Genomic DNA, 21,334 nt, shown 5'->3' with positions numbered 1-21,334 from the left:
TGTGTTCGACAGCAAGTAGGCGCGCCGAAGGAGAGATGCAAGCAGATGTCGAGCCTGCGGTCTTCGCATCGAGTCTGCGGTGACAGCGGCATTTCGCCGAGCCGACCGCTATTACGTGCAGTCTCGACGCCGTGGACGCAGACTCGATTCAACGAAGCGCCGGAGACACCGATGCCAGCCTCACCACTGCTCGCGCGGGACGTCGAAGTCGATGCACAGCGCCCGCCATACATCCCGCGGATCCACGCCGTCCTCGATCGCCTGGGCGGCGGTGCGCCCATCCAGGGCGGCAAGCACGTGGTCGACCAGCACCGAGGCCCCGTAGGCAGCGCCGAAGCGCACCGTGACCAACTCGTGGAACTCCGTCAACCGCACATTCGTCAAACTACCCAGCCAGCGCTTGATGACACACCTGCACCGGATCGGCGACGTCAGCCACGCCGGCCGCAGCCTGTCGCGCCGCCTCACGGAAACGCGGCGAGGACAGCACCTCACCTACCGCTGCGACCAACCCCTCGGCGGTCAGCGGCCGAACCAAGAGCCCGCTGCCCTGGCGCACGACGCGATTAGCGATCTCCCACTGGTCGCCGCCGCCGGGCACCGTGACTAGCGGCACGCCCGCCAGCAGCGTCTTGGCCACCATCCCATGCCCGCCACCGCACACCACCACGTCGGCATGCGCGAGCAATTCGTCTTGGCGTCCCAGGCCGACCACGGCCCACGGCGGCACCGTCAGATCCGGACCGTTGAGCCGCGACACCACGATCCGCGCGCCGGCAGGCAACCCCGTGCCAGGGACCAGGCAGTCCAACGCGACCTGTGCCATTCCCCGCGTACCGGTCAGCGCCGTCGACGGCGCTATCACCACAACCGGTCCGGAGCCGGGCGGGATCGGCAGCACGTGGTCGGTCGGCTCGAAGTGCAACGGGCCCACCACGACGGCCTCGGCCGGCCAGTCCGGGCGCGGCACCTCCAACGCGGGCAGCGTGGCGATCAGTCGGCGCAACGGTCCGAGGTCACGCGCCGGCAGGCCGATGCCTACCCGGGCCGCCGCTCGCTGGCGCAACCCGGCGCGCCACGATCGCGCCGTGAGCGACCGCAATACGGCATCGCGAAGCCGCCCCTGCAGGCCGGTCCCGGCCGCCAGCCCGCTGCCGACCGGCGGCAGCCCTTTGGACGGCAGGTACAGCGGATGGGGATTGAGTTCGATCCACGGGACTGCCAGCAGTTCGGCCGCCATACCGCCGCAGGCGGTGATGACGTCGGATACCACCAAATCGACGGCCAGCTCCCGCAACTGCGGAACGTTGAGCACCGCCATCCGCGCCGCCCGCTGGTGAATCTTGGCCCCGGCATCACGGTCGTCGTCTGCCGCGGTGGGCTCAAGCCCCTCCAGCTCGGCGGCGTCGACGCCGGCTGCCCGGGCGGTGCCGAGCCATTCGGTTCCGGTCAGCAAGATCGGCGTGTCACCCGCGGCCAGGAAGCGTTGGCACAGCGCAATCGCGGGAAACGAGTGCCCGGGATCCGGGCCGGCGACCACGGCGACTCGCACTTCCCTACCCTGCCACAGCGGCGAAGCTCTAGGCTGACGTCCATGACTGAACCGACCACTGTCGACAACACCCGCACGGTCGAAGTGTTCCTCTACGCGCTGCAAGACGAAGACTTCGACACCGCAGGCGCAGTGTTGGACGACGACTTGGTCTACCAGAACGTCGGACTGCCCACCATCTACGGCCGTGACAGGACGATGAAGCTGTTCCGAAGCATGCAGGGCCGCGCCCGGTTCGAAGTCAAGATCCACCGGATCGCATCCGACGGCGCCGCGGTGCTCACCGAACGCACCGACGCGCTGATCTTCGGCCCACTGCGGCTGCAGTTCTGGGTGTGCGGCGTCTTCGAGGTCCACAATGGGCGAATCACATTGTGGCGCGACTACTTCGACCTCTACGACATGCTCAAGGCGACGGTGCGCGGGCTGGCAGCCACCGTGTTCCCGTCGCTGCGTCCGTCGTTCTAGTGTCCTGAGTCATTAATTCGTGGGTTCTTGTTAGTATGGGTGATGCCGTCACCGCATGCCGCGCAGATCGTGTTGACCAAGGATGAACGCGCCGAGTTGGAGAGCTGGGTGCGGCGGCGCAAGAGTGCCGCCGGGTTGGCCCTTCGAGCCAGGATCGTGCTGGCTGCCGCCGATGGTGGATCCAATGTCGAGCTTGCAGACAGGTTGGAATTGGATCGGAACACGATCCGCAAGTGGCGCAATCGGTTCGCAGAGAAGCGGTGCGACGGACTGCTCGACGAACCTCGACCGGGCCGGCCCCGGGTGGTGGGTGACGAGCAAATCGAGGTGCTGATCACCGCGACGTTGGAGTCCAGTCCAGCTGATGCCACGCACTGGTCGACCCGATCGATGGCCGAGCACCTGGGCCTGTCGCAGTCGATGGTCTCTCGGGTGTGGCGGGCCTTCGGATTGGCTCCGCACAAACAGGATTCGTGGAAGCTGTCCAAGGACCCGCTCTTCGTCGCCAAGGTCCGCGACATCGTCGGGCTGTACCTCGATCCGCCGGAACGAGCGATGGTCTTGTGTGTGGACGAGAAGACCCAGATCCAGGCACTCAACCGCACCGCACCGGTTTTCCCGATGCTGCCGGGCACCCCGGCACGCGCCACCCACGACTACGTCCGTCACGGCACCTCGAGCCTTTATGCAGCCCTGGACCTCGCCACCGGCAAGATCATCGGCTCACTGCACGCCCGCCACCGCTCCCAGGAGTTCCTGGCGTTCCTCAAGAAGATCGACGCCGAGGTGCCCGCCGATCTGGACTGCCACGTCGTGCTCGACAACGCATCCACCCACAAGACGCCCGCGGTGAAGCGTTGGCTGACAAACCATCCGCGCTTTGTGCTGCACTTCACCCCAACCAGCTCATCGTGGCTCAACCTGGTCGAGCGCTGGTTCGCCGAACTGACCACCAAGAAACTGCGCCGCGGTGCCCACACCTCGGTGCGGCAACTCAATGCCGACATCCGCGCGTGGATCGAGAACTGGAACGACGACCCCAAGCCCTACGTCTGGACCAAGACCGCCGACCAAATCCTTGAATCCGTTGCCAACTACTGCAAACGAATTAATGACTCAGGACACTAGGCGCGCGAAGCCGCTAGACCCGCGGCACCCCACCCAGTTCGTCGAACGCCTGCGCCCAGCCGATCAAGCGATCGGTCGCCTCGGTGAGCTCATCGCGATAGCGTTGCTGCGACGCCGGAGACGCGGCCGTCGTCCCTCCGTTCGCCGACGACACCAATTGCGCTGCAGCAGTAACCATTTCGTTGTACTGACGCACACCGGCGCTCAACTGCGCGGTGAACGCGTTGATCGTGGGCACCAGATACGACCGCGACTGCGGGCTGAAGTTCGCGGTTCGCTCCATCGCCACCACCTCGGCCGCGGTAGCCGACATGGCAGCGGAAGTCTGCTTGCCCGCAACGGCCAGCTCACGAATCTCGTTGGCAGGCAGTATATTGCCACGCTCCATGACACCCAGTAAAGAAAGGAAGCCGCGCTCGGATGCACCAAGCGCATGCATCGCGGGTCGCGCCGCCGAGCCCGGTGGCGGCAGCCGCCGCGCGCTGGCGGGCCGCTGTGTCGGCAACGGCAACGAGCGCAGCCAGCGGTAGCGCAACAGCAGAAGCGTCGCCGGTATCGCCGAACCCGCCGCGACCGAGCCGGTGACCACCAGCAGCGCCACGAACCAACCCCAGGCAGCCAGCAACACCGTCACCACTGCCCAAAACACCGATGCGACACCGAATATCACGGCCCAGCGCAGTGCACGGCGGCGCCGCCGCAGCAGCCGCGCACGCGGATCGGTCACCGCGCTGATCTTCTGCGCAACCAAATCAGAAAGCTCGTTGGCGGTGTCGAAACCACGCTGCAACAGCGTGCGCCACTGTCCGCTGCCCGCGACCCGCTGACCCGACTTCACCGCCATGGTGCCGACCTTCCGCTTAATTCTGGCCGATGGGCTTTTCCGCGGTCGGTTCCGAAGCTGCGGCAGAGGTGGCAGGGCTGCCTGCAGCAGCGCCGCCGGACGCCCCGCCAGCGGGCAAGGCCTCACCACGCATCGACGCCCGAATCTGTTCGAGGCGCTGGTGACCGGCCATCTGCACGCTGGCCTGCTCGACTTCGAGCATGCGGCCCGTAACCGTGCTCTGCGCCAATTCGGCTGCACCGACCGCGTTGGCGTACCGACGTTCAATCTTGTCGCGCACCTCGTCGAGGTTCGGTGTATTGCCAGGCGCGGCAAGCTCGCTCATCGACCGCAGCGACGCGCTGACCTGTTCTTGCATCTTGGCCTGCTCGAGCTGACTGAGCAGCTTGGTGCGCTCGGCGATCTTCTGCTGTAGCACCATCGCGTTCTGCTCGACCGCCTTCTTGGCCTGGGCGGCGGCTTGCAGCGCCTGGTCGTGCAACGCCTTGAGGTCCTCGACACTCTGCTCTGCCGTGACCAGCTGCGCCGCAAACGCTTCGGCAGCGTTGTTGTACTCGGTGGCCTTGGCGGTGTCGCCGGCGGCCGTGGCCTGGTCGGCCAGAGCCAGCGCTTGGCGCACGTTGACCTGAAGCTTCTCCACGTCGGCGAGCTGGCGGTTGAGCCGCATCTCGAGTTGACGCTGGTTGCCGATCACCTGCGCCGCCTGCTGCGTCAGTGCCTGGTGCTGGCGCTGGGCTTCCTCTATGGCCTGCTGGATCTGCACCTTGGGATCGGCGTACTCATCGATCCTGGCGTTGAACAGCGCCATGAGGTACTTCCACGCTTTGACGAACGGATTGGCCATGGGTTAGCTCCGCCTTCGTGTCGAGGTGCGCCGAGGATTGCCGGCCTACCTGCTGCTCAATTTATCGGTTCAGCACCGATTGCCCCACCCGTGTTGCGCATAAGCCAAACACCGACGGGTCAGGCCACCGCCAACGACACCGGTGGGATGACAACCTTGGTGCTCGCATCGATGTTGGCGGCGCTGGCAGTGTTCGGAACAGCCGCACGCTCGTGGGCTGCCATCCGCTCACCGGCGTCGATGAGCACCTCCGACAACGGAACGTCCAGCGCGTCACAGATCGCGTTCAGCAGTTCACTTGAGGGCTCCTTGCGGCCGCGCTCGACCTCGGACAGATATCCCAGACTCACCCGCGCAGATTCGGATACTTGCCGCAGCGTACGACCTTGCGAAGTCCGCGCCCGGCGCAGCACGTCGCCGATGACCTCTCGTAGCAGTGACGCCATCGCGCTCTCCTTCGTCCGGGTGGTCGGTGATTCGCAGCGGTCACTAACCTCAACGCCGACCGCCGCAGCGTGGTTCCCCGCCGGCGTCACCCGTGGTCAGCGGGTCGTGTAACGAACTTCCCTGGCGGCCGACGCGATATAGTCCACGCCGGTGACCACGGTCAGCACGACCGCGACGCCCATCACTGCCGTCGCCGCCACCAACCATGAACCCGAAAGCGGTAGGACGAACAAGCCGATCGCCACCGCCTGAACGAGCGTCTTGAGTTTGCCGCCCCAGCTGGCCGGAATAACACCTCGCCGCAGCACGGCGAAGCGCAGCACTGTCACCGCGACCTCGCGCACCAGGATCACCACGGTCACCCACCACGGCAGGTCACCAAGCGTCGAAAGGCCGATCAGCGCTGCGCCGATGAGCGCCTTGTCTGCGATCGGATCGGCCAGCGTGCCCAATTCGGTCACCATGCCGTAGGTGCGGGCCAGCGCACCGTCGAACCGGTCAGTGATGACAGCTACGGCGAAGATGACAAAAGCTGCGACGCGGCTGGTGGTGTCATGACCGTCGCCGGCGAGCAGGGCGAGCACGAAGATGGGAACCAGGACCAGCCGCAAACCGGTCAGCATGTTGGCGACGTTGGTGACACGGACCCGCCGTACCGTGGGACCGGTTTGAGGCTGTCCCGTCACCGCATCAGAATAACGGGTGCCCAGCTGGCACGTCCCAAATGTCGATACTGTGCACCCGTGGAGCCAGCGGGAAGTTCACCCGACGATCGAGTCGTGGTCCGGCGCGCGCGAACCTCGGACGTTCCGGCGATCAAGCAGCTGGTCGACACGTATGCCGGGAAAATCTTGCTGGAAAAGAACCTCGTGACGCTGTACGAGGCGATCCAGGAGTTCTGGGTGGCCGAACACGACGGCGAGGTGATCGGCTGCGGCGCACTGCATGTCTTGTGGTCCGATCTGGGCGAAATACGCACTGTCGCAGTGCATCCCGATATGACTGGTCGCGGTATCGGCCACGCGATCGTGGACCGTCTCATCGCGGTGGCGCGCGAGTTGGAACTGAAGCGGCTGTTCGTGCTGACTTTCGAAACCGAGTTCTTCAGCCGGCACGGTTTCACCGAGATCGAGGGCACGCCGGTGACCGCCGAGGTGTACGAGGAGATGTGCCGCTCCTACGACTTGGGCGTGGCGGAGTTTCTGGACCTGAGCTATGTCAAGCCGAACATCCTGGGCAACTCGCGGATGCTGTTGATTCTCTGAGGGCTCAGAGCGGAAATTTGGTATCGGTGAGCCGCTCGGACAGCTCCCAAAGTGCGGCGGCGGTGCTTGCTCGCTTGGCCGGCCAGCTGCGCCAGGTCGGCTGGGTGCGGCCGTAGAGTCCGAATTGCGGGCCGACGTAGGTGTCGCCCGGCAGATCCTGCGAGACCGCGTACAACGTTTGGCGGGCGCCGAAGTCGGCGTCGGTGGACACCACGCGGTCGACCGTCAGGACCACCGCGTCGCTCACCTTGCGCCCGGACCGGCCCTGCAGGTTGGTGTGCGACCACCCCGGGTGGGCGGCCAGCGCGCGCACCGAGGAGCCGACGCTGTCCAGGCGCCGCTGCAGCTCGCTGGTGAACAACAGGTTCGCGAGTTTCGACTGGCTGTACGCCAGCCACCTCGAATACGGCCGGGACCGCCAGTTCAGGTCTTTCAGGCTGATGTAGCCGAACATGTGCATCAGCGACGACACGGTCACCGCCCGGTCGGTGAGCTTGGGCAGCAGCAAGTTGGTCAACGCGAAATGACCGAGGTGATTGGTTCCGATATGGCGCTCGAAGCCGTCGGCGGTCAGCGCGTAGTCGACGGCCATGACGCCGGCGTTGTTGATCAAGACGTCGGCGTGATCGATGTCGTCGGCGAAGCGACGCACCGACGACAGGTCCTGCAAGTCGAGTTGACGGACCTCGGCTTTTCCGGTGGCGCCGGCCATCTTCTGTGCAGCGGCTTCACCCTTTCGCACGTCACGCACCGCCAGGATGACGTGGGCGCCGACCCTGGCCAGCTCGCGGGCAGTCACCTCGCCAAGGCCGCTGTTGGCGCCGGTGATGATGGCGGTGCACCCGGCGAACGAGGGCAGCTCTGCTGCGGTCCAATCAGCCATGGCAGACACCATAATCCGGCGTTGCGAGGGGTTCAGACCGGGATTAACGCCTCGAGCCAGCCCGCGTGAAGCGGTCCCAGACGTCTCCCTGGCCAACATGAGCCGCCCGGTATCGTCGCTGGCAATGTATCTAGGCGTCGTCGTCAATCCGCTGGCACGAAAGAATCGTGCGGCGGCTGGTCGCAGTGCCGAGCTGCGTCGCATCGTCGGCCGGTGGGGCGAAGTGCATGAAACCGCCTCCGTCGAGGACCTCCGCGAGGTCATCGAACAGCTCTATCCGCGGGTCACCCACCTGGTCGGCGACGGAGGCGATGGGGCGCTGCACTGGTTGATCAACGAGGTGCAACGATGCGAGGCCGATCCGCAACGCTGGCCGACATTTGTGCCGACCAACAACGGCAGCGTCAACGCTGTCGCACGCAAGGCGCGAGTGCGCGGGCGAGCCGATGCGATTATTCGCGCACTGGCGACGGCTGCCGAGACCGATCAGCCGCTGCCCGAAATGTGGCTCGACACACTGCAACTGGACGGTGAAACCGCGGACGGCGCAAGCTTCCACCGCATCTGCTTCGGGCTCGCCGCCGGCGGCGTCGGCAACCGGTTCTACGACAAGTACTACGCCAACCCCGAGCATGGCCGCGCGGCCGTCGCCCGAGTGATCGGTCGCTTGTTCGGCGACTACATCACCGGCAAGGTCGCTCCCCGGCGCATGAACAGAGAGAACTGGGCATCTGAACTGTTCGTGCCGACCCACGCCCGTGTCGCCATCGACGGCGAGGAGCTCCCGACGCGCGCACACAGGCTGCTGCATGCCGGCGCGATCGACCTCAGGATCGGCGGTCCATTCCGGCTCTTCCCGAAGGCCTCCGCACCTGGTGCGCTGCATTTCCAAGCCGGAGAGTTGCGACCATCGCTGATCGCTGTTCAGCTTCCCGCGGCGCTCACCAACGGTACGGTCCACGGGTCTGGGGTGCGCGACGTCAACGGCCGCGAGATGAGCGTCGAGGCCGAGGACGAGCCGCTGTCGCCGATCATCGACGGTGAGCGTTTCGCCGGAATCGTCAAGCTCACGGCGCGGGCGGGGCCGCGGATCCGCGTTGCTCAGGTCACCGCATCAACGGCCCGGCTTCGGCCCGGGGCAACCCGGACGTCCCGCGCCACCGAACCGTAGCGACGCGCCGTGAGCTCAGCGCCGATCCCGGATGCTGCGGGTGATCTGGGCGGACAGTTTGGGATCGCTCAGTAGTTGGTCGACGAGCGCGGAGAGCACCTCTTGTCCGGTGACGCGGGCGACTCCGAGCCGGTCGGCGGCGTCGCGCTGCCAGATATCGAGGGCGCGGTGCTGGGCAGGTGAAAGGTCGACGGTTCGGCGTGTTTTCGTGACACGTGTTCGGCCGAGGATGACGGGTTCGGTTGGCGCCGCGGCAACGGCGGGAGTCAGTGGTCTGGCAGCGTGGGTTCGCGACCGGTCGGCGTCGGCGTTCATGTGGTGACCTCCCCTGAGCGACAGTGACATCAGTATGTCAGTATATCAGTTCAGTGTGTCCGTAGATCATGAATGATAGGAAGAGCCCGATGGGCCCGGCTCGCTGGATGGGCGACAGGCCGGCCTTCCGCGTGCGGCGACCCTTCCGCGACGGAGCCGGGGGCCGCAGGGCTGCGTCCCAGCGCAGTGATGCCGCCTACTTCAGCGGATGCGAGCACTGGATTTAGCCAATAGTTTGCGCAGTAGCGTAAACGATTGCTAAAGCACCGGAATTGTGATGATATAAATCACAGAATAAGTCCAGATTGAATTTGCGCAGCTTTTCATGGCAGCCACCGGGGACTTGCCTACAGCGTCGCTTCCGAGGAATTGTCATTAAATACTGGCATTAGTAGCTCCGTACCTCAGTATTCCCGTATCTACGACCGCTGGCAACAGATGACCAGCTGATATTGGTACTGATCTACTGAACCCAGTAGCTACGGATCGCATCTCCAAGGCCGGCATCGCCACTCCATACCCTGCCGAAGCGTAACGCGGAACCGCCGTCGAATTCTTCTCTCTTGAGCAATTAGCCTGGGAGAATGTTGTGAGCTCGATGTATAGTACCTAAATAGGCTCTTTAGCTTTGCTTGAAGTTCGTCGACAGCGGTAACATTGATATTGCTGATGTGGTGAGCGAAGTAGTTCTGTTGATCTCGGTCGAGACCGACCTGGAAGGGGATACTCCTACGATGGAGACGCTGATCGATTACCTGCGGACGTGGGAAGAGCGTAGGCCGGACCAGATCCTCTACCGGTTCGTCGACGCCGACGGCCGCGAGATCGAGCACTACACCTACCAAAGCTTCGCGGAGCGGACCCGTGAGCTGGCAGCCTACTTGTTCGCAGAGGCCGGCCTGCGGCCCGGCGATCGGGCGCTCCTGGTCTACCCGCCCGGCCTGGAGATGGTGGCAGCGTTCATCGCCTGCGCACGCATCGGGGTGATCGCCGTACCGGTCAGTCCCCCGCTACCCATGGCTTTCGAAGCCGGGCTGGCCAAGCTCAGCTTCATCGCCCGGGACTGCCGGGCCAAGGCGGTGCTGTCGACCAAGCAGTTCGAGTACGACTACCGCCAGCTGCTCGGCTACCGGTCAGGCGGGCTGCCCTGGCCGGACGCCGAGCGGCCCCCGGAGCTGCCCTGGTTCGCCACGGACGGCACCCAGGACTTTGGCGGTGGCCCTGTGCCCGACACACCTAGCCGGGTGCTCTTCCTGCAGTACACCTCCGGGTCCACGAGCGATCCCAAGGGCGTGATCGTCAGCCACGACAACATCATCGCCAACGCCGCTGCCTTCACCGGCAGCGAAGTGGCGGTCAGCTGGCTGCCGCAGCACCACGACATGGGGCTGATTTCCGCCTATTTGTTCGTGCTGGTGGTCGGCGGTACCACGCACGCAATGTCGCCGCTCGACTTTCTGGCGCGGCCGTCGGCCTGGCTCCGGCTCATCAGCGAGGTGCGCGCTACCCACAGCCCGGCACCGAACTTTGCGCTCGACTACTGCCTGCGCGAGGACAAGCTGCCTGAGTCCGAGCTGGCCGGAATAGACCTGAGCAGCCTGGAAAGCTTGGTCATCGGAGCCGAGCCGCTGCGGGCCAAGAGTTTCGCGCGCTTTCGGGAGCGATTCGCACCCTACGGTCTGCGGCCAGATGCGCTGACCGGCGCTTACGGGTTGGCCGAAAACACGCTAATCGTGTCTCTGCAGGGGCGCCAGACGCTGTCATTGAACAAGCGCGGGCTGGAGCGAAACCTGGTCCGGGTGGAAAAGGCTTTGCCCGAGAACAAGAATCAGGCCCCGGTTGTCAGCTGCGGCAAACCCCTTGCCGGGAACACGGTCCGCGTCGTCGATCCTGAAACGCGACAAGACCTCGGCGAGGGCCGGATCGGCGAGATCTGGGTGGCCGGGACATCCAAGGGCGGCGGCTACTGGCACCGCCCCGAGAAAACCGCGGAGACGTTCGAAGCTCGCATCGCGGGCGACGATGAGCACACGTACCTGCGCACCGGCGATATCGGCTTCCTCTACGAAGGCGAGCTGTTCGTTTGCGGCCGCACCAAGGACCTGATCATCGTGCGCGGCGTCAACTGCTACCCGTCCGACATCGAGGCCGTCGTGGAGCGGTCGGCGGCCCAAGTGCGCGACGGCTGCGTCGCCGCTTTCTCGGTCGAGCGCGACGAGCAGGAAATGCTGGTCGTGGCCGCCGAGGTGCGCGACGAGCAGGCGCTTCCGGACGCCAAAGTCCTGACCCGCGCCATCCGCAGGCATGCCCACATCGATCCGCACACCATCGTGTTCCTGCCGGCGCGCAGCATTCCCAAGACCACGTCGGGCAAGATCAGGCGCGCCCAGACCCGTCAGCTCTGGCTGGATGGCAAACTGCCCGTGGTGGCGAGCTATACCCCCCAGACGCATGAGGCGCTCGACGCCACAGCGGGTCCGTTGGAACGCTTCCGCAACCTCATCGAGAGCTATGACCTCACCGGTGAAGAGGACTGCTCCTTCGCCGATCTGGGTATCGACTCGCTCGCTCTGGCCGAGCTCCGCTCGGATCTGCAGGCGTTGCTGGAGGAGCATGGCGCGGGAGAGCTGGCCGAGGAGGTCAACACACGCCTGCTCCAGCGCCTGACCGTCGCCGAGTTCTTCCGGCTCATGGGGCAATTCGGCGAAGGCTCCGGGCAGCCGCTGTCCGAGCTGCGTCAGGCGCTGGATCAGATTTCCGTCGAGTACGAGGAATACGAGACCACGCGGATGCGCGCCGACGCACAGCTGCCCCTGCCGGAGCTGCCGCCCGCGCGAGAAGGTGCGCCACGCGACGTCCTGCTGACTGGCGCGACGGGTTTCCTGGGACCGTTCCTGTTGAGCAGCCTGCTCGCCCAGACCTCCTACACTGTCCACGCGCTGGTGCGCGCCAGCGATGCGGCACACGGCCTGGACCGGATCGTCGCCGCGCTGCACCGAGCGAAGCTATGGTCGCCGGCTCTGGAAGCCGAGATCCAGGCGCGGGTGCGCGTGATCTGCGGAGACCTGGCCGAGCCTCACTTGGGAATCGGCGAGGCGGCATTCCAGCAACTGGCAGAAGATGTCGACGCCATCGTCCACAACGGCGCGCTGGTCAACTACGTGCGGACCTGCGACGCCCTGCGGCCCACCAACGTGGCGGGCACGCACGAGCTGTTGCGGCTGGCCATGACCGGGCATCGGAAGGCCTTCCACCTGGTCTCCAGCACCTTCATCTACGGCTGGAGCACCCTGCCGGTGGTCGGGGAAGACTATGCGAACGAGGAGATGAGCGGTCTGGACTTCGGCTACTCGCAGACCAAGTGGGTCGCCGAGCAGCTGACGTTCGCCGCGCAGCGAAAAGGACTCGACGTGCGCATCTACCGGCCGTCGCTGATCTCCCCCACCAGCGCCGGCTACGGCAGCCAGGACGACATCTATGTGCGCCTCACCGCGTTTATGATCGAGCACGGCCTGGCCGTCAACGCCCTCAACCAGATCAGTCTGCTGCCGGCAGACCTGATCGCGGATCACATCGTCGGGCTGATGGGCCTTCCGGCGGAGGCGGGCACGGTCTTCAATATGACCGCGGATGACTACTACAACCTCACGGATGTCACCCGGCTGTTGTCCGAACGCTACGGCTACCGCTTCACCTACCTCGACATCCCGTCCTTCACCGAGCAGGTGAACCGCCGGTGCACGCCGCGCGACCCCCTGTATCCGCTGGTCGATTTCCTCACCCGTTCGGCCAGCAAGATCGAGGCGATGCGGGACAAGCGCTACGACAACACCCAGTACCGGCACGCCCGCGCGCTGGCGAAGGTCCGCCGACGCGAGCCGGCGCTGGCCGAGACGGTGGACGACCTGATGCGGTTCCTGCGGCAGGAGCGTCTGATCACCGAGGACGAGAGGGGGGTCCTCGACGGCGACGCAGTAGCCTAGGTAGGACAAGGGAGGCCATGATGTTCACTGTCGATGATCAGGCAGCGGGTCCTCACGACGCGTCACTGGATCACGAGCGCATCGTCCTGCAGGCGCGTGACGTCGAATTCGACTGGGCGACGCTGCCGTTCTACTACGTGCCCAACGAGCCCTTCACCACCCACTTCTGCAACGTCCTGCACCTGCTGCTGCCGGCGGGCGAGGAGTGGATCGTCGACGTGTTCAAGAAGGCGTTGCCGCTGATCCAGGACGACCAGCTGCGGCTGGACGTGCAGGGATTCATCAGCCAGGAGGCCATGCACTCCCAGGCGCACGCCGGTGTGCTCGAGCACTTCGCCGCCAAGGGCATCGACGTGTCGCCGTTCACCGACCAGATCCGCTGGCTGTTCACCAAGCTCATCGGCGACCGGCCACGGTGGAGCCCGCGACGGCGGCACAGCTGGTTGGCCGAGCAGGTGTCGATCGTGGCGGCCATCGAGCACTACACCGCGATCTTGGGTGAATGGATCCTCGACACCCCGCAACTCGACGCGTTCGGCGCCGACCCGGTGATGCTGGACCTGCTGCGCTGGCATGGCGCAGAAGAAGTCGAGCACAAAGCCGTCGCCTTCGACACGATGAAGCATCTGCGCGCCGGCTACTGGCGGCAGGTGCGCACCCAGCTGCTGGTGACACCGGCGATGTTGTGGCTGTTCGTCCGCGGCGTGCGGTTCATGTACTCGGTCGACCCTCACTTGCCGCCGGGAACCAAACCCCGCTGGCGCGACTACTTCCGTGCGGCGCGCCGGGGTTTGGTGCCCGGGCCGTTCGAGTTCCTGCGGGTCATCGCCGCGTACTACAAGCCGAGTTTCCATCCGTCCCAGCTGGGCGGTGTGGGACGTGCGGTGGAGTACCTGGCCCGCTCGCCCGCTGCTCGCGCGTCGTACTGAGCACTGATGGCGACCACGACCACCGTCACCGCGTCCGACGGCGTCACCCTCGCCGTGCACCGGTACGGCGAGATGGACCCCAAGCGCCCGACCATCCTGGCCGTCCACGGCTACCCCGATAACCACCACGTATGGGACGGCGTCGCGGCGAAACTGGTCGACCGGTACAACGTGGTGGCCTACGACGTACGTGGGGCCGGTGAGTCTTCAGAACCGGCAGATCGCGCGGGATACCGGTTCCCGCAACTGGTTTCGGACATCGGTGCGGTGATCGACAGCCTCGGGGTGGACGAGGTCCATCTGCTGGGCCACGACTGGGGCTCCATCCAGTGCTGGGCGGCGGTCACCGACGCCTCGGTCAGCCCCAAAATCGCGTCGTTCACGTCGATCTCAGGGCCGCACCTCAACTACGCGGGCAAGTTCCTGCGGTCACCGCGCACGCCGCGCGCGGTCGCCGACGTCGCCAAACAGATCCTGGCCTCCAGCTACATCTGGTTCTTCCTGTGCCCGGGCGCCCCGGAGCTCGCGATCCGGACCCGGGTGACCCAGAAAGTCTTCGCGGCGGTTGAGCGTATCGGCCGATCGAGCACCCGCAGCCAGCGTCATCCGACGTACCGGTCCATCCGTGACTACCTCAACGGGCTCAATCTGTACCGCGCCAACATGCCCGCGCCGATGCTGGCGCCGCCGCCGCAGCTCCCGCAGACGACGGTGCCGGTGCAGGTGCTGGTGGCCCGCCAGGACTATTTCGTGTCGCCGCCGCTTCAGCGGTTCACCGGCAGGATTCCCGCCGGCAGCAGGGTCGTCCCGATCGAAGGCGGGCACTGGGTGGTGACCTCGCGTCCCGACGTCATCGCCCGGCTCACCAGCGAGTGGGTCGACCGGGTCACCGAGGGCGCAGCTGGCGCGGGCGAGTCCGTCGTGCACAGCGGGCCGCGTGACATGAAGGGCAAACTCGCGCTGGTCACCGGCGCTGGTGCGGGAATCGGCCGGGCCACCGCGGTGGAGTTGGCCCGCCACGGCGCGCGCGCCGTCGTGATCGTCGACCGTGACCTGGCTGCGGCGGAAGAAACCGCGGAAGCCGTGCGGGCACTGGGCGCCGAGGCCGCGGTCTACCAGGCCGACGTCAGCGACGACACGGCGATGAATAATCTTGCCGCACAAGTCCTTAGCAAGCACGGCGTGGTCGACATCCTGGTGAACAACGCGGGCATCGGGATGGCGGGCCGGTTCTTGGAGACGACGCCGGAGCACTGGGACACCATCATCGCGGTCAATGTCCGCGGGGTGATTAACGGCTGCCGGGCGTTCGGCGCCCAGATGGTCGAGCGCGGCCAGGGCGGCACGATCATCAACGTGGCGTCGGCGGCGGCGTTTCTGCCCTCGAAATCCATGGTCGCCTACGGCACCACGAAGGCGGCGGTGCTGGCGCTGAGCGAATCACTGCGAGCCGACCTTGCCGACGAGGGCATCAGGGTGACCGCGGTTTGCCCCGGCTTCGTCAACACCAACATCGCCAAGAACACCGTCTACGCGGGGATGACGGCTGAGCAGCAGGAGCGGGCCCGGGAGAAGGCCGACGCCGCATATCGGCGCCGCAACTACACTCCCGAAGCCGTTGCCAAGGCGATCGTCAAGGCGATCAAGACCGGCCCACCCGTAGCGCCGATCGCCGCCGAGGCCAGGGTCGGCTACGCGCTGCGCCGAATCAGCCCGTCACTGCTTCGGGCATTCGCGCGCTTCGACATTCGACAGACCGCGGCGATCGCAAGCGCGGCGGAGCCGGGCGCAGCGGGTCGCCGCCCTACAACCTAGCGAGAGAGTACCTGTGCCACAGACTGTTTGGAACAGTAGACCCGCCGACCTCTACGGTCGGCGCAGGCGGGACCGAATCCTCACCGCGCTATATGGCGTGGGTGTCCTCTTCGGCGGCTTGGCGTCGGCATCGCGGTGGACGCCATCGCGGGTCGCGCCGGTGCAGCGCACCATCGCCGCGGTCGTCACCAAACGCGAACTGCTCTGCCCCGACGCGGTCGCGTTGACGCTCGCCGACCCCAACGGTGGCTTGCTGCCGTCCTGGACACCGGGCGCGCACATCGACGTCCGGCTGCCCTCTGGCCGCAAACGCCAGTATTCGCTGTGCGGGCCACCCGGGCGGCGCACCGACTACCGCATCGCCGTGCGCCGGATCGCCGACGGCGGCGGCGGGTCGGTCGAGATGCACGACACCTTCGACGTGGGCGACACGCTGGTGTTCGAAGGCCCGCGCAACGCGTTCTACCTCGTGACCGACGAGCAGGACGTGCTGTTTGTGATCGGCGGCATCGGGGTCACCCCGATCCTGCCCATGATCCAGCTGGCGCAGCAGCACGGAATCAATTGGCGCGCAGTCTATGCCGGTCGCAGCCGGGAGTACATGCCGCTGCTGGACGAGGTGGTGGCGGTGGCGCCGGACCGGGTCACCGTGTGGGCCGACGACGAGCGGGGCCGACTGCCCACCGCCGAGGACGTGCTCACCGACGCCGGGCCCACGACGGCGGTCTATGTCTGCGGGCCAAGCGGGATGCTCGAGTCGGTGCGGAGTGCGCGCGACGAACACGCCGACGCGCCGCTGCACTACGAGCGGTTCAGCCCGCCGCCGGTAGTCAACGGGATCCCCTTCGAGCTGGAACTCGCGCGCTCGCAACGCGTGCTGTCCGTGCCGTCGAACCGCTCGGCGCTGGCCGTCATGCTCGACCGTGACCCGGCGACCCCGTATTCGTGCCAGCAAGGGTTCTGCGGGACCTGCAAGGTCAAGGTGCTCGCCGGGGAGGTCGACCGCCGGGGCCGCGCCGCCGAGGGCGACGACGAGATGCTGGTGTGCGTGTCGCGGGCCAAAAGCGGCCGCGTCGTCATCGACGCCTGAGCGGCCTAGTCGGCTTCGTCTCCCCCGACGCCGCGGATAGACGCCAGCGTGGCCGCCAGCTCGTCGGGTTTGACCAGCACCTCGCGCGCTTTCGAGCCCTCGGACGGGCCGACGATCCCGCGGGTCTCCATCAGGTCCATCAGCCGACCGGCTTTGGCGAAACCGACGCGGAGTTTGCGCTGCAGCATCGAGGTCGAGCCGAACTGGCTGGACACCACCAGCTCGACCGCCTGCAGGAACACGTCCATGTCGTCGCCGATGTCGGGGTCGACGTCCTTGCGCTCGCCGGTGGGTTTGGCGGTGGTGACGCCCTCGGTGTACTCGGGCTCGGCCTGGTCCTTGCAGGCGGTGACTACCGCATGGATCTCCTGGTCGGTGATGTATGCGCCCTGCAGCCGGATCGGTTTGCCTGCGCCCATCGGCAGGAATAAGCCGTCACCCATGCCGATCAGCTTCTCCGCGCCGGCTTGGTCCAAGATCACCCGGCTGTCGGTGAGCGACGAAGTCGCGAACGCCAACCGCGACGGCACATTGGTCTTGATCAAGCCGGTGACCACATCGACTGACGGGCGCTGGGTGGCCAGCACCAGGTGGATACCGGCGGCGCGGGCCTTCTGGGTGATCCGCACGACGGCGTCCTCGACGTCGCGCGGCGCGGTCATCATCAGGTCGGCCAGTTCGTCGACGATCGCGACTACATACGGATAGGGCCGATATTCGCGTTGGCTGCCCAGGGGCGCGGTGATCTCACCGGAGCGCACCTTGTCGTTGAAGTCGTCGATGTGACGCACGCGGGAAGCCTGCATGTCCTGATAACGCTGCTCCATCTCGTCGACCAGCCACGCCAGCGCCGCGGCGGCCTTCTTGGGCTCGGTGATGATCGGGGTGATCAGATGCGGAATGCCTTCATACGGCGTCAGTTCCACCATCTTCGGGTCGATCAGGATCATCCGGACCTCTTCGGGCGTGGCCCGCGCCAGCAGCGACACCAACATGGAGTTGACGAAACTCGATTTGCCGGAGCCAGTAGAACCCGCGACCAGCAGGTGCGGCATCCTGGCCAGGTTCCACGAGATGTATTCGCCCTCAATGTCTTTGCCCAGTGCGATCACCAGCGGATGGTGGTCGCGCCGCGTCGACGGCGCGGTGAGGACGTCGGCCAGCCTCACCATTTCGCGGTCGGTGTTGGGCACTTCGATGCCCACGGCGGACTTGCCGGGGATCGGGGCCAGCATCCGCACGCTCTCAGTGGCCACCGCGTAGGCGATGTTGCGTTGCAGCGCAGTGATTTTCTCCACCTTGACGCCCGGCCCGAGCTCGACCTCGTAGCGGGTGACGGTGGGCCCCCGGGTGCAGCCGGTGACCGCCGCGTCGACTTTGAACTGTTGCAGCACCGACGTGATTGCCTCGACCATGCGGTCGTTGGCCGAACTGCGCCGTTTCGGCGGGTCACCTTTGACGAGCAGGTCCATTGACGGCAGCGTGTACGGGCCCTCGACCACCCGATCCAGCGGCAGGGTTTCGTGCTTGGGAGCCGCTTTGGCGGCGCGACGCCGGGTGCGGGCGGTGGGCTCGGGGATTGTGGGCGTGTCGTCCGGGGGAATCGGATCATCGCTTGGGAGCCACACCTGCGCTTCGTCGTCGCCGTCGTAGTCGTCGGAAAACGGCTCGGCCACAGCATCGTCGGCGTCGTCGTATTCAGCTTCGGGCAAGATTCGAGTGCCGAACATGTCCCGCAGTGTCTCGGGAACCTCGCGGATCGTGGTCCCGGTCAGCAACAGCACACCGAACAACGCGCCGATGAACAGCAGCGGCGCGGCAATCCACGCGGTCACGCCGTCCGACAGCGGCCCGCCGATCGCGAATCCGATGAAACCCGCCGCGTGCCGGCGTGCGTCGGGGCTCTGCGGAGAGCCGGCCCACAGATGCCACAGTCCGAGCACCGAGAGCCCGACCAGCGCAGCCCCGAGGACCAGCCGGGGCCGAACCTCCGGGTTGGGTTCAGTCCGCATCAGCGCTACCGCGGCCGCAACTGTGACCACGGGCAGCAGCACGACAGCTGAACCGATGAACAGCCGCAGCGCCGCGTCGACCCATGCCCCGACCGGCCGGGCGGCGTCGAACCATGAGCTCGCCGCGATCACGACCGCGACACCCAGCAGCATCAGCGCGATCCCGTCGCGGCGGTGGCCGGGGTCGATGTCGTGGGCGCGGCCCACCGAGCGCGCCGTGGTGCCGGCACCTCTGGCCACCATCAGCCAGCCGGCACGCACCGCATGGCCGCAGCGCAGCCCCGCGGTGACGAGCAGCGACCGATTGTGGCGTTTCTTCGCTCTTTTGCGGGGCGCGGCCGGCCGTGCCGGCCGGACACTACCCCGCGGCGCAGCCTTTGACCTGCTCGTTCGGCTGCCGGATCGGGCGGCGGTCCTACTGGGCATGACCGCAAGCCTAATCGCAAATGCACCATCGGCACCATAAGCCACACTGGTTACGGCCATCCGGGCAGCTGGCCTGCGCCTGCGCCTGGGTAGGGTGACAGCGGTCACGCTACAGCTGTCCCCGCTACTACCTCAGGAGGCCCCGCATGCCAGTCGTCGTCGTCGCCACCATGACCGTCAAACCGGAGTCGGTCGACACCGTTCGGGAGATACTGACCCGCGCCGTCAAGGACGTGCACGAGGAGCCGGGCTGTCAGCTCTACGCCCTGCACGAGTCGGGCGACACCTTCGTCTTCGTCGAACAGTGGGCCGACGCCGACGCGCTCAAGGCTCACAGCACGGCACCCGCGGTCACGACGATGTTCAAAGACGCCGGCGAGCACCTGGCTGGGGCGCCCGATATCAAGATGCTGCAACCCGTTGTCGCCGGCGACCCGTCCAAAGGACAACTGCGGCCCTGATGAGCCCGCGCCCTCTGGACGGAAAGGTCGCGTTCGTCACCGGTGCCGCGCGCGGCCAAGGCCGCGCACATGCGCTGCGGCTGGCCTCCGACGGCGCCGACATCATCGCCGTCGACCTGTGCGAGCAGATCCCGAGCGTGCCCTATCCGATGGCCAGGCCCGACGATCTGGCCCAGACCGTCAAGCTCGTCGAGGACACCGGCGCTCGCATCGTGGCGCGCCAAGGCGATGTCCGTGATCGCGACTCGCTGGCCGCCGCCGTGCAGGCCGGTCTGGAGGAGCTGGGGCGGCTGGACATCGTGGTGGCCAACGCCGGGATCGCGCCGATGCAGTCGGGCGCCGACGGCTGGCGCGACGTGATCGACGTCAACCTCACCGGTGTGCACAACACGGTCGAGGTGGCGATCCCGACGATGATCGAGCAAGGCGACGGCGGCTCGATTGTGCTGATCAGCTCGGCGGCTGGACTGGCCGGCATCGGCAGCGCCGATGCCGGCTCGATCGGCTACACCGCCGCCAAGCACGGCATGGTGGGCTTGATGCGGGTCTATGCCAACCTGCTTGCGCCGCACAGTATTCGGGTCAACTCGATACACCCGGCAGGCGTCGACACACCGATGATCAACAACGAGTTCACCCAAGCCTGGATGGCCCAGCTGCTCACTGAATCGGATTCGCCGCCGGACATGGGTAACGCTCTGCCGGTGCAGGTGATGCAACCCGAGGACATCGCCAACGCGGTGGCGTGGCTGGTCTCCGACCAGGCGCGCTATGTCACCGGCATCGCGATGCCGGTCGATGCGGGCTTTCTGAACAAGCGGTAGCCGTGGCTCGAAATCCTGCGGCCCAGACCGCTTTCGGCCCGATGGTGCTGGCAGCTGTCGAACGACACGAGCCACCCGGGCGGCGGCTGGTCGACGACGATCTGGCTGCCGCATTTTTGCCGGCAAGGGCTCGGTGGCTGGTGGCGGCGACTCGACCGGCGCTGGTGCGACGGTTGTTCATTGCCGGGATGGAGCGCGGCGGGCCCGGGCTGTGGGCCAACCTCGCGTGCCGTAAGCGCTACATCGTCGAGAAACTTGATGAAACACTCGAAACCATTGACGCGGTAGTAGTTTTAGGCGCCGGATTGGACACGCGGGCTTACCATTTGGCCCGGACCAGCCAGATGCCGATCTTCGAAGTCGACCAACGGGTGAACGTCGCCCGCAAAGCAGCGACCGTGCGCCGGGCACTTGGCGAGCAGCCGCGATCGGTTCGTTTGGTGGCGTTGGATTTCGAGCGTGACGACCTGCTCACCACGTTGGCCGAGTACGGCTATCGCATCGACTACCGCACCTTCTTCATCTGGGAAGGGGTGACCCAATATCTCACGGCCGACGCGGTGCGGGCGACGTTGGAAGGACTGCGGCCCGTGGCGCCTGGAAGCCGGCTGGTGTTCACGTACGTCCGGCGCGATTTCATCGACGGCGTCAATCGCTACGGCGCGAAGTCGTTGTATCGCAGGGTCAGACAACGACAGCAACTGTGGCACTTCGGGATCCAGCCAGAGGAAGTCGAAAAGTTTTTAGCCGACTTCGGCTGGCGGCTGATCGAGCAGGTCGGACCGGAGCAGTTGATCCAGCGCTACGTCAGGCCAGCGGCCCGCGATCTCACCGCATCTGAGATCGAATGGTCGGCATATGCCGAGAAGACGTAAAA

General features: G+C 66.2%; 20 protein-coding genes. 11 read left to right on the top strand and 9 right to left on the bottom strand.

Translation table 11 applies throughout. The features are described from left to right. Nucleotides 1-180: 180 nt before the first annotated feature. The gene (locus G6N15_RS16830; protein WP_083090099.1) at nucleotides 181-375 is read right to left on the bottom strand and encodes a DUF3046 domain-containing protein; all 195 of its coding nucleotides are present in this window, start codon (nucleotides 373-375) and stop codon (nucleotides 181-183) included. Between the two features lie 10 nt (nucleotides 376-385). Then, the gene (locus G6N15_RS16825; RefSeq protein ID WP_083090098.1) at nucleotides 386-1,552 is read right to left on the bottom strand and encodes a glycosyltransferase; all 1,167 of its coding nucleotides are present in this window, start codon (nucleotides 1,550-1,552) and stop codon (nucleotides 386-388) included. 42 nt (nucleotides 1,553-1,594) lie between these two features. On the opposite strand from G6N15_RS16825, the gene G6N15_RS16820 reads away from it, so the two are divergent. Beyond that, a complete protein-coding gene (locus G6N15_RS16820) occupies nucleotides 1,595-2,020 on the top strand; it encodes a limonene-1,2-epoxide hydrolase (protein WP_083090097.1) in 426 nt (141 codons plus the stop codon). A gap of 42 nt (nucleotides 2,021-2,062) precedes the next feature. Further along, nucleotides 2,063-3,148 (top strand): IS630 family transposase, encoded by a 1,086-nt coding sequence (locus G6N15_RS16815; protein WP_083090144.1) that lies wholly within the window; start codon nucleotides 2,063-2,065, stop codon nucleotides 3,146-3,148. Nucleotides 3,149-3,161: 13 nt separating this feature from the next. On the opposite strand, the gene pspM is transcribed toward G6N15_RS16815, so the two are convergent. From pspM to pgsA, 4 genes are all read right to left on the bottom strand, one after another. Beyond that, nucleotides 3,162-3,992, bottom strand: a complete 831-nt coding sequence (pspM, locus tag G6N15_RS16810; RefSeq protein ID WP_083087738.1) for a phage shock envelope stress response protein PspM — start codon at nucleotides 3,990-3,992, stop codon at nucleotides 3,162-3,164. 16 nt (nucleotides 3,993-4,008) lie between these two features. Beyond that, on the bottom strand, nucleotides 4,009-4,836 hold the full coding sequence (pspA, locus tag G6N15_RS16805; protein ID WP_083087737.1) for a phage shock protein PspA: 828 nt from the start codon (nucleotides 4,834-4,836) through the stop codon (nucleotides 4,009-4,011). Nucleotides 4,837-4,955: 119 nt separating this feature from the next. Continuing rightward, nucleotides 4,956-5,282, bottom strand: a complete 327-nt coding sequence (gene clgR, locus G6N15_RS16800) for a transcriptional regulator ClgR (protein WP_083087736.1) — start codon at nucleotides 5,280-5,282, stop codon at nucleotides 4,956-4,958. Between the two features lie 96 nt (nucleotides 5,283-5,378). Next, the gene (gene pgsA / locus G6N15_RS16795) at nucleotides 5,379-5,969 is read right to left on the bottom strand and encodes a CDP-diacylglycerol--glycerol-3-phosphate 3-phosphatidyltransferase (protein ID WP_197910670.1); all 591 of its coding nucleotides are present in this window, start codon (nucleotides 5,967-5,969) and stop codon (nucleotides 5,379-5,381) included. Between the two features lie 57 nt (nucleotides 5,970-6,026). Here pgsA and G6N15_RS16790 point away from each other — a divergent pair, with 57 nt between their 5' ends. After that, nucleotides 6,027-6,548: an amino-acid N-acetyltransferase gene (locus tag G6N15_RS16790; protein ID WP_139797837.1), complete on the top strand. Its 522-nt coding sequence runs from the start codon at nucleotides 6,027-6,029 to the stop codon at nucleotides 6,546-6,548. Between the two features lie 4 nt (nucleotides 6,549-6,552). On the opposite strand, the gene G6N15_RS16785 is transcribed toward G6N15_RS16790, so the two are convergent. Then, entirely contained in the window at nucleotides 6,553-7,431 is an 879-nt protein-coding gene (locus G6N15_RS16785) for an oxidoreductase (protein WP_083087733.1), read from the bottom strand. Between the two features lie 124 nt (nucleotides 7,432-7,555). Here G6N15_RS16785 and G6N15_RS16780 point away from each other — a divergent pair, with 124 nt between their 5' ends. Next, nucleotides 7,556-8,602, top strand: coding sequence for a diacylglycerol/lipid kinase family protein (locus tag G6N15_RS16780; protein ID WP_083087732.1), 1,047 nt, complete (start codon nucleotides 7,556-7,558; stop codon nucleotides 8,600-8,602). A 15-nt stretch (nucleotides 8,603-8,617) separates the two neighbouring features. On the opposite strand, the gene G6N15_RS16775 is transcribed toward G6N15_RS16780, so the two are convergent. After that, nucleotides 8,618-8,917, bottom strand: a complete 300-nt coding sequence (locus tag G6N15_RS16775; RefSeq protein ID WP_083087731.1) for a hypothetical protein — start codon at nucleotides 8,915-8,917, stop codon at nucleotides 8,618-8,620. Between the two features lie 734 nt (nucleotides 8,918-9,651). On the opposite strand from G6N15_RS16775, the gene G6N15_RS16770 reads away from it, so the two are divergent. From G6N15_RS16770 to G6N15_RS16755, 4 genes are read left to right on the top strand one after another with little or no spacing between them, the layout of a single operon-like run. Next, nucleotides 9,652-12,900, top strand: a complete 3,249-nt coding sequence (locus G6N15_RS16770; RefSeq protein ID WP_083087750.1) for a thioester reductase domain-containing protein — start codon at nucleotides 9,652-9,654, stop codon at nucleotides 12,898-12,900. 17 nt (nucleotides 12,901-12,917) lie between these two features. Then, the gene (locus tag G6N15_RS16765; protein ID WP_372506488.1) at nucleotides 12,918-13,829 is read left to right on the top strand and encodes a metal-dependent hydrolase; all 912 of its coding nucleotides are present in this window, start codon (nucleotides 12,918-12,920) and stop codon (nucleotides 13,827-13,829) included. Nucleotides 13,830-13,835: 6 nt separating this feature from the next. Further along, nucleotides 13,836-15,644 (top strand): SDR family oxidoreductase, encoded by a 1,809-nt coding sequence (locus G6N15_RS16760; protein WP_083087730.1) that lies wholly within the window; start codon nucleotides 13,836-13,838, stop codon nucleotides 15,642-15,644. A gap of 13 nt (nucleotides 15,645-15,657) precedes the next feature. Next, nucleotides 15,658-16,734: a PDR/VanB family oxidoreductase gene (locus G6N15_RS16755; RefSeq protein WP_083087729.1), complete on the top strand. Its 1,077-nt coding sequence runs from the start codon at nucleotides 15,658-15,660 to the stop codon at nucleotides 16,732-16,734. Nucleotides 16,735-16,739: 5 nt separating this feature from the next. Here the strand turns inward: G6N15_RS16755 and G6N15_RS16750 are convergent, their stop codons facing one another. Then, entirely contained in the window at nucleotides 16,740-19,232 is a 2,493-nt protein-coding gene (locus G6N15_RS16750) for an FtsK/SpoIIIE family DNA translocase (protein WP_083087728.1), read from the bottom strand. Between the two features lie 86 nt (nucleotides 19,233-19,318). Here G6N15_RS16750 and G6N15_RS16745 point away from each other — a divergent pair, with 86 nt between their 5' ends. Genes G6N15_RS16745 through G6N15_RS16735 form a run of 3 tightly spaced genes read left to right on the top strand, consistent with a single transcriptional unit; the run spans nucleotide 19,319 to nucleotide 21,332 of the window. Then, nucleotides 19,319-19,633 carry a putative quinol monooxygenase gene (locus G6N15_RS16745; RefSeq protein ID WP_083087727.1) on the top strand — a complete coding sequence of 105 codons (315 nt, stop codon included), beginning with the start codon at nucleotides 19,319-19,321 and terminating at the stop codon, nucleotides 19,631-19,633. Beyond that, nucleotides 19,633-20,457 (top strand): mycofactocin-coupled SDR family oxidoreductase, encoded by an 825-nt coding sequence (locus tag G6N15_RS16740; RefSeq protein WP_083087726.1) that lies wholly within the window; start codon nucleotides 19,633-19,635, stop codon nucleotides 20,455-20,457. Before G6N15_RS16745 ends, G6N15_RS16740 begins: the two co-directional genes overlap by 1 nt. Before the next feature lie 2 nt (nucleotides 20,458-20,459). Next, nucleotides 20,460-21,332 carry an SAM-dependent methyltransferase gene (locus tag G6N15_RS16735; RefSeq protein WP_083087725.1) on the top strand — a complete coding sequence of 291 codons (873 nt, stop codon included), beginning with the start codon at nucleotides 20,460-20,462 and terminating at the stop codon, nucleotides 21,330-21,332. Nucleotides 21,333-21,334: the final 2 nt, after the last annotated feature.

The sequence above is a fragment of the Mycobacterium noviomagense genome (assembly GCF_010731635.1).
GTDB lineage: Bacteria > Actinomycetota > Actinomycetes > Mycobacteriales > Mycobacteriaceae > Mycobacterium > Mycobacterium noviomagense.
The sequence above is the reverse complement of the archived record's forward strand: the minus strand, read 5'-3'. Positions and strand labels throughout refer to the sequence as shown.

What these genes read in the sequence shown, in the direction of transcription:
- G6N15_RS16820 (WP_083090097.1), top strand. Translation starts at nt 1,595, where the DNA reads ATGACTGAACCGACCACTGTCGACAACACCCGCACGGTCGAAGTGTTC.
- G6N15_RS16815 (WP_083090144.1), top strand. Translation starts at nt 2,063, where the DNA reads ATGCCGTCACCGCATGCCGCGCAGATCGTGTTGACCAAGGATGAACGC.
- pspM (WP_083087738.1), bottom strand. Translation starts at nt 3,992, where the DNA reads ATGGCGGTGAAGTCGGGTCAGCGGGTCGCGGGCAGCGGACAGTGGCGC.
- pspA (WP_083087737.1), bottom strand. Translation starts at nt 4,836, where the DNA reads ATGGCCAATCCGTTCGTCAAAGCGTGGAAGTACCTCATGGCGCTGTTC.
- clgR (WP_083087736.1), bottom strand. Translation starts at nt 5,282, where the DNA reads ATGGCGTCACTGCTACGAGAGGTCATCGGCGACGTGCTGCGCCGGGCG.
- G6N15_RS16785 (WP_083087733.1), bottom strand. Translation starts at nt 7,431, where the DNA reads ATGGCTGATTGGACCGCAGCAGAGCTGCCCTCGTTCGCCGGGTGCACC.
- G6N15_RS16780 (WP_083087732.1), top strand. Translation starts at nt 7,556, where the DNA reads ATGTATCTAGGCGTCGTCGTCAATCCGCTGGCACGAAAGAATCGTGCG.
- G6N15_RS16775 (WP_083087731.1), bottom strand. Translation starts at nt 8,917, where the DNA reads ATGAACGCCGACGCCGACCGGTCGCGAACCCACGCTGCCAGACCACTG.
- G6N15_RS16770 (WP_083087750.1), top strand. Translation starts at nt 9,652, where the DNA reads ATGGAGACGCTGATCGATTACCTGCGGACGTGGGAAGAGCGTAGGCCG.
- G6N15_RS16765 (WP_372506488.1), top strand. Translation starts at nt 12,918, where the DNA reads ATGATGTTCACTGTCGATGATCAGGCAGCGGGTCCTCACGACGCGTCA.
- G6N15_RS16760 (WP_083087730.1), top strand. Translation starts at nt 13,836, where the DNA reads ATGGCGACCACGACCACCGTCACCGCGTCCGACGGCGTCACCCTCGCC.
- G6N15_RS16750 (WP_083087728.1), bottom strand. Translation starts at nt 19,232, where the DNA reads ATGGCCGTAACCAGTGTGGCTTATGGTGCCGATGGTGCATTTGCGATT.
- G6N15_RS16745 (WP_083087727.1), top strand. Translation starts at nt 19,319, where the DNA reads ATGCCAGTCGTCGTCGTCGCCACCATGACCGTCAAACCGGAGTCGGTC.
- G6N15_RS16740 (WP_083087726.1), top strand. Translation starts at nt 19,633, where the DNA reads ATGAGCCCGCGCCCTCTGGACGGAAAGGTCGCGTTCGTCACCGGTGCC.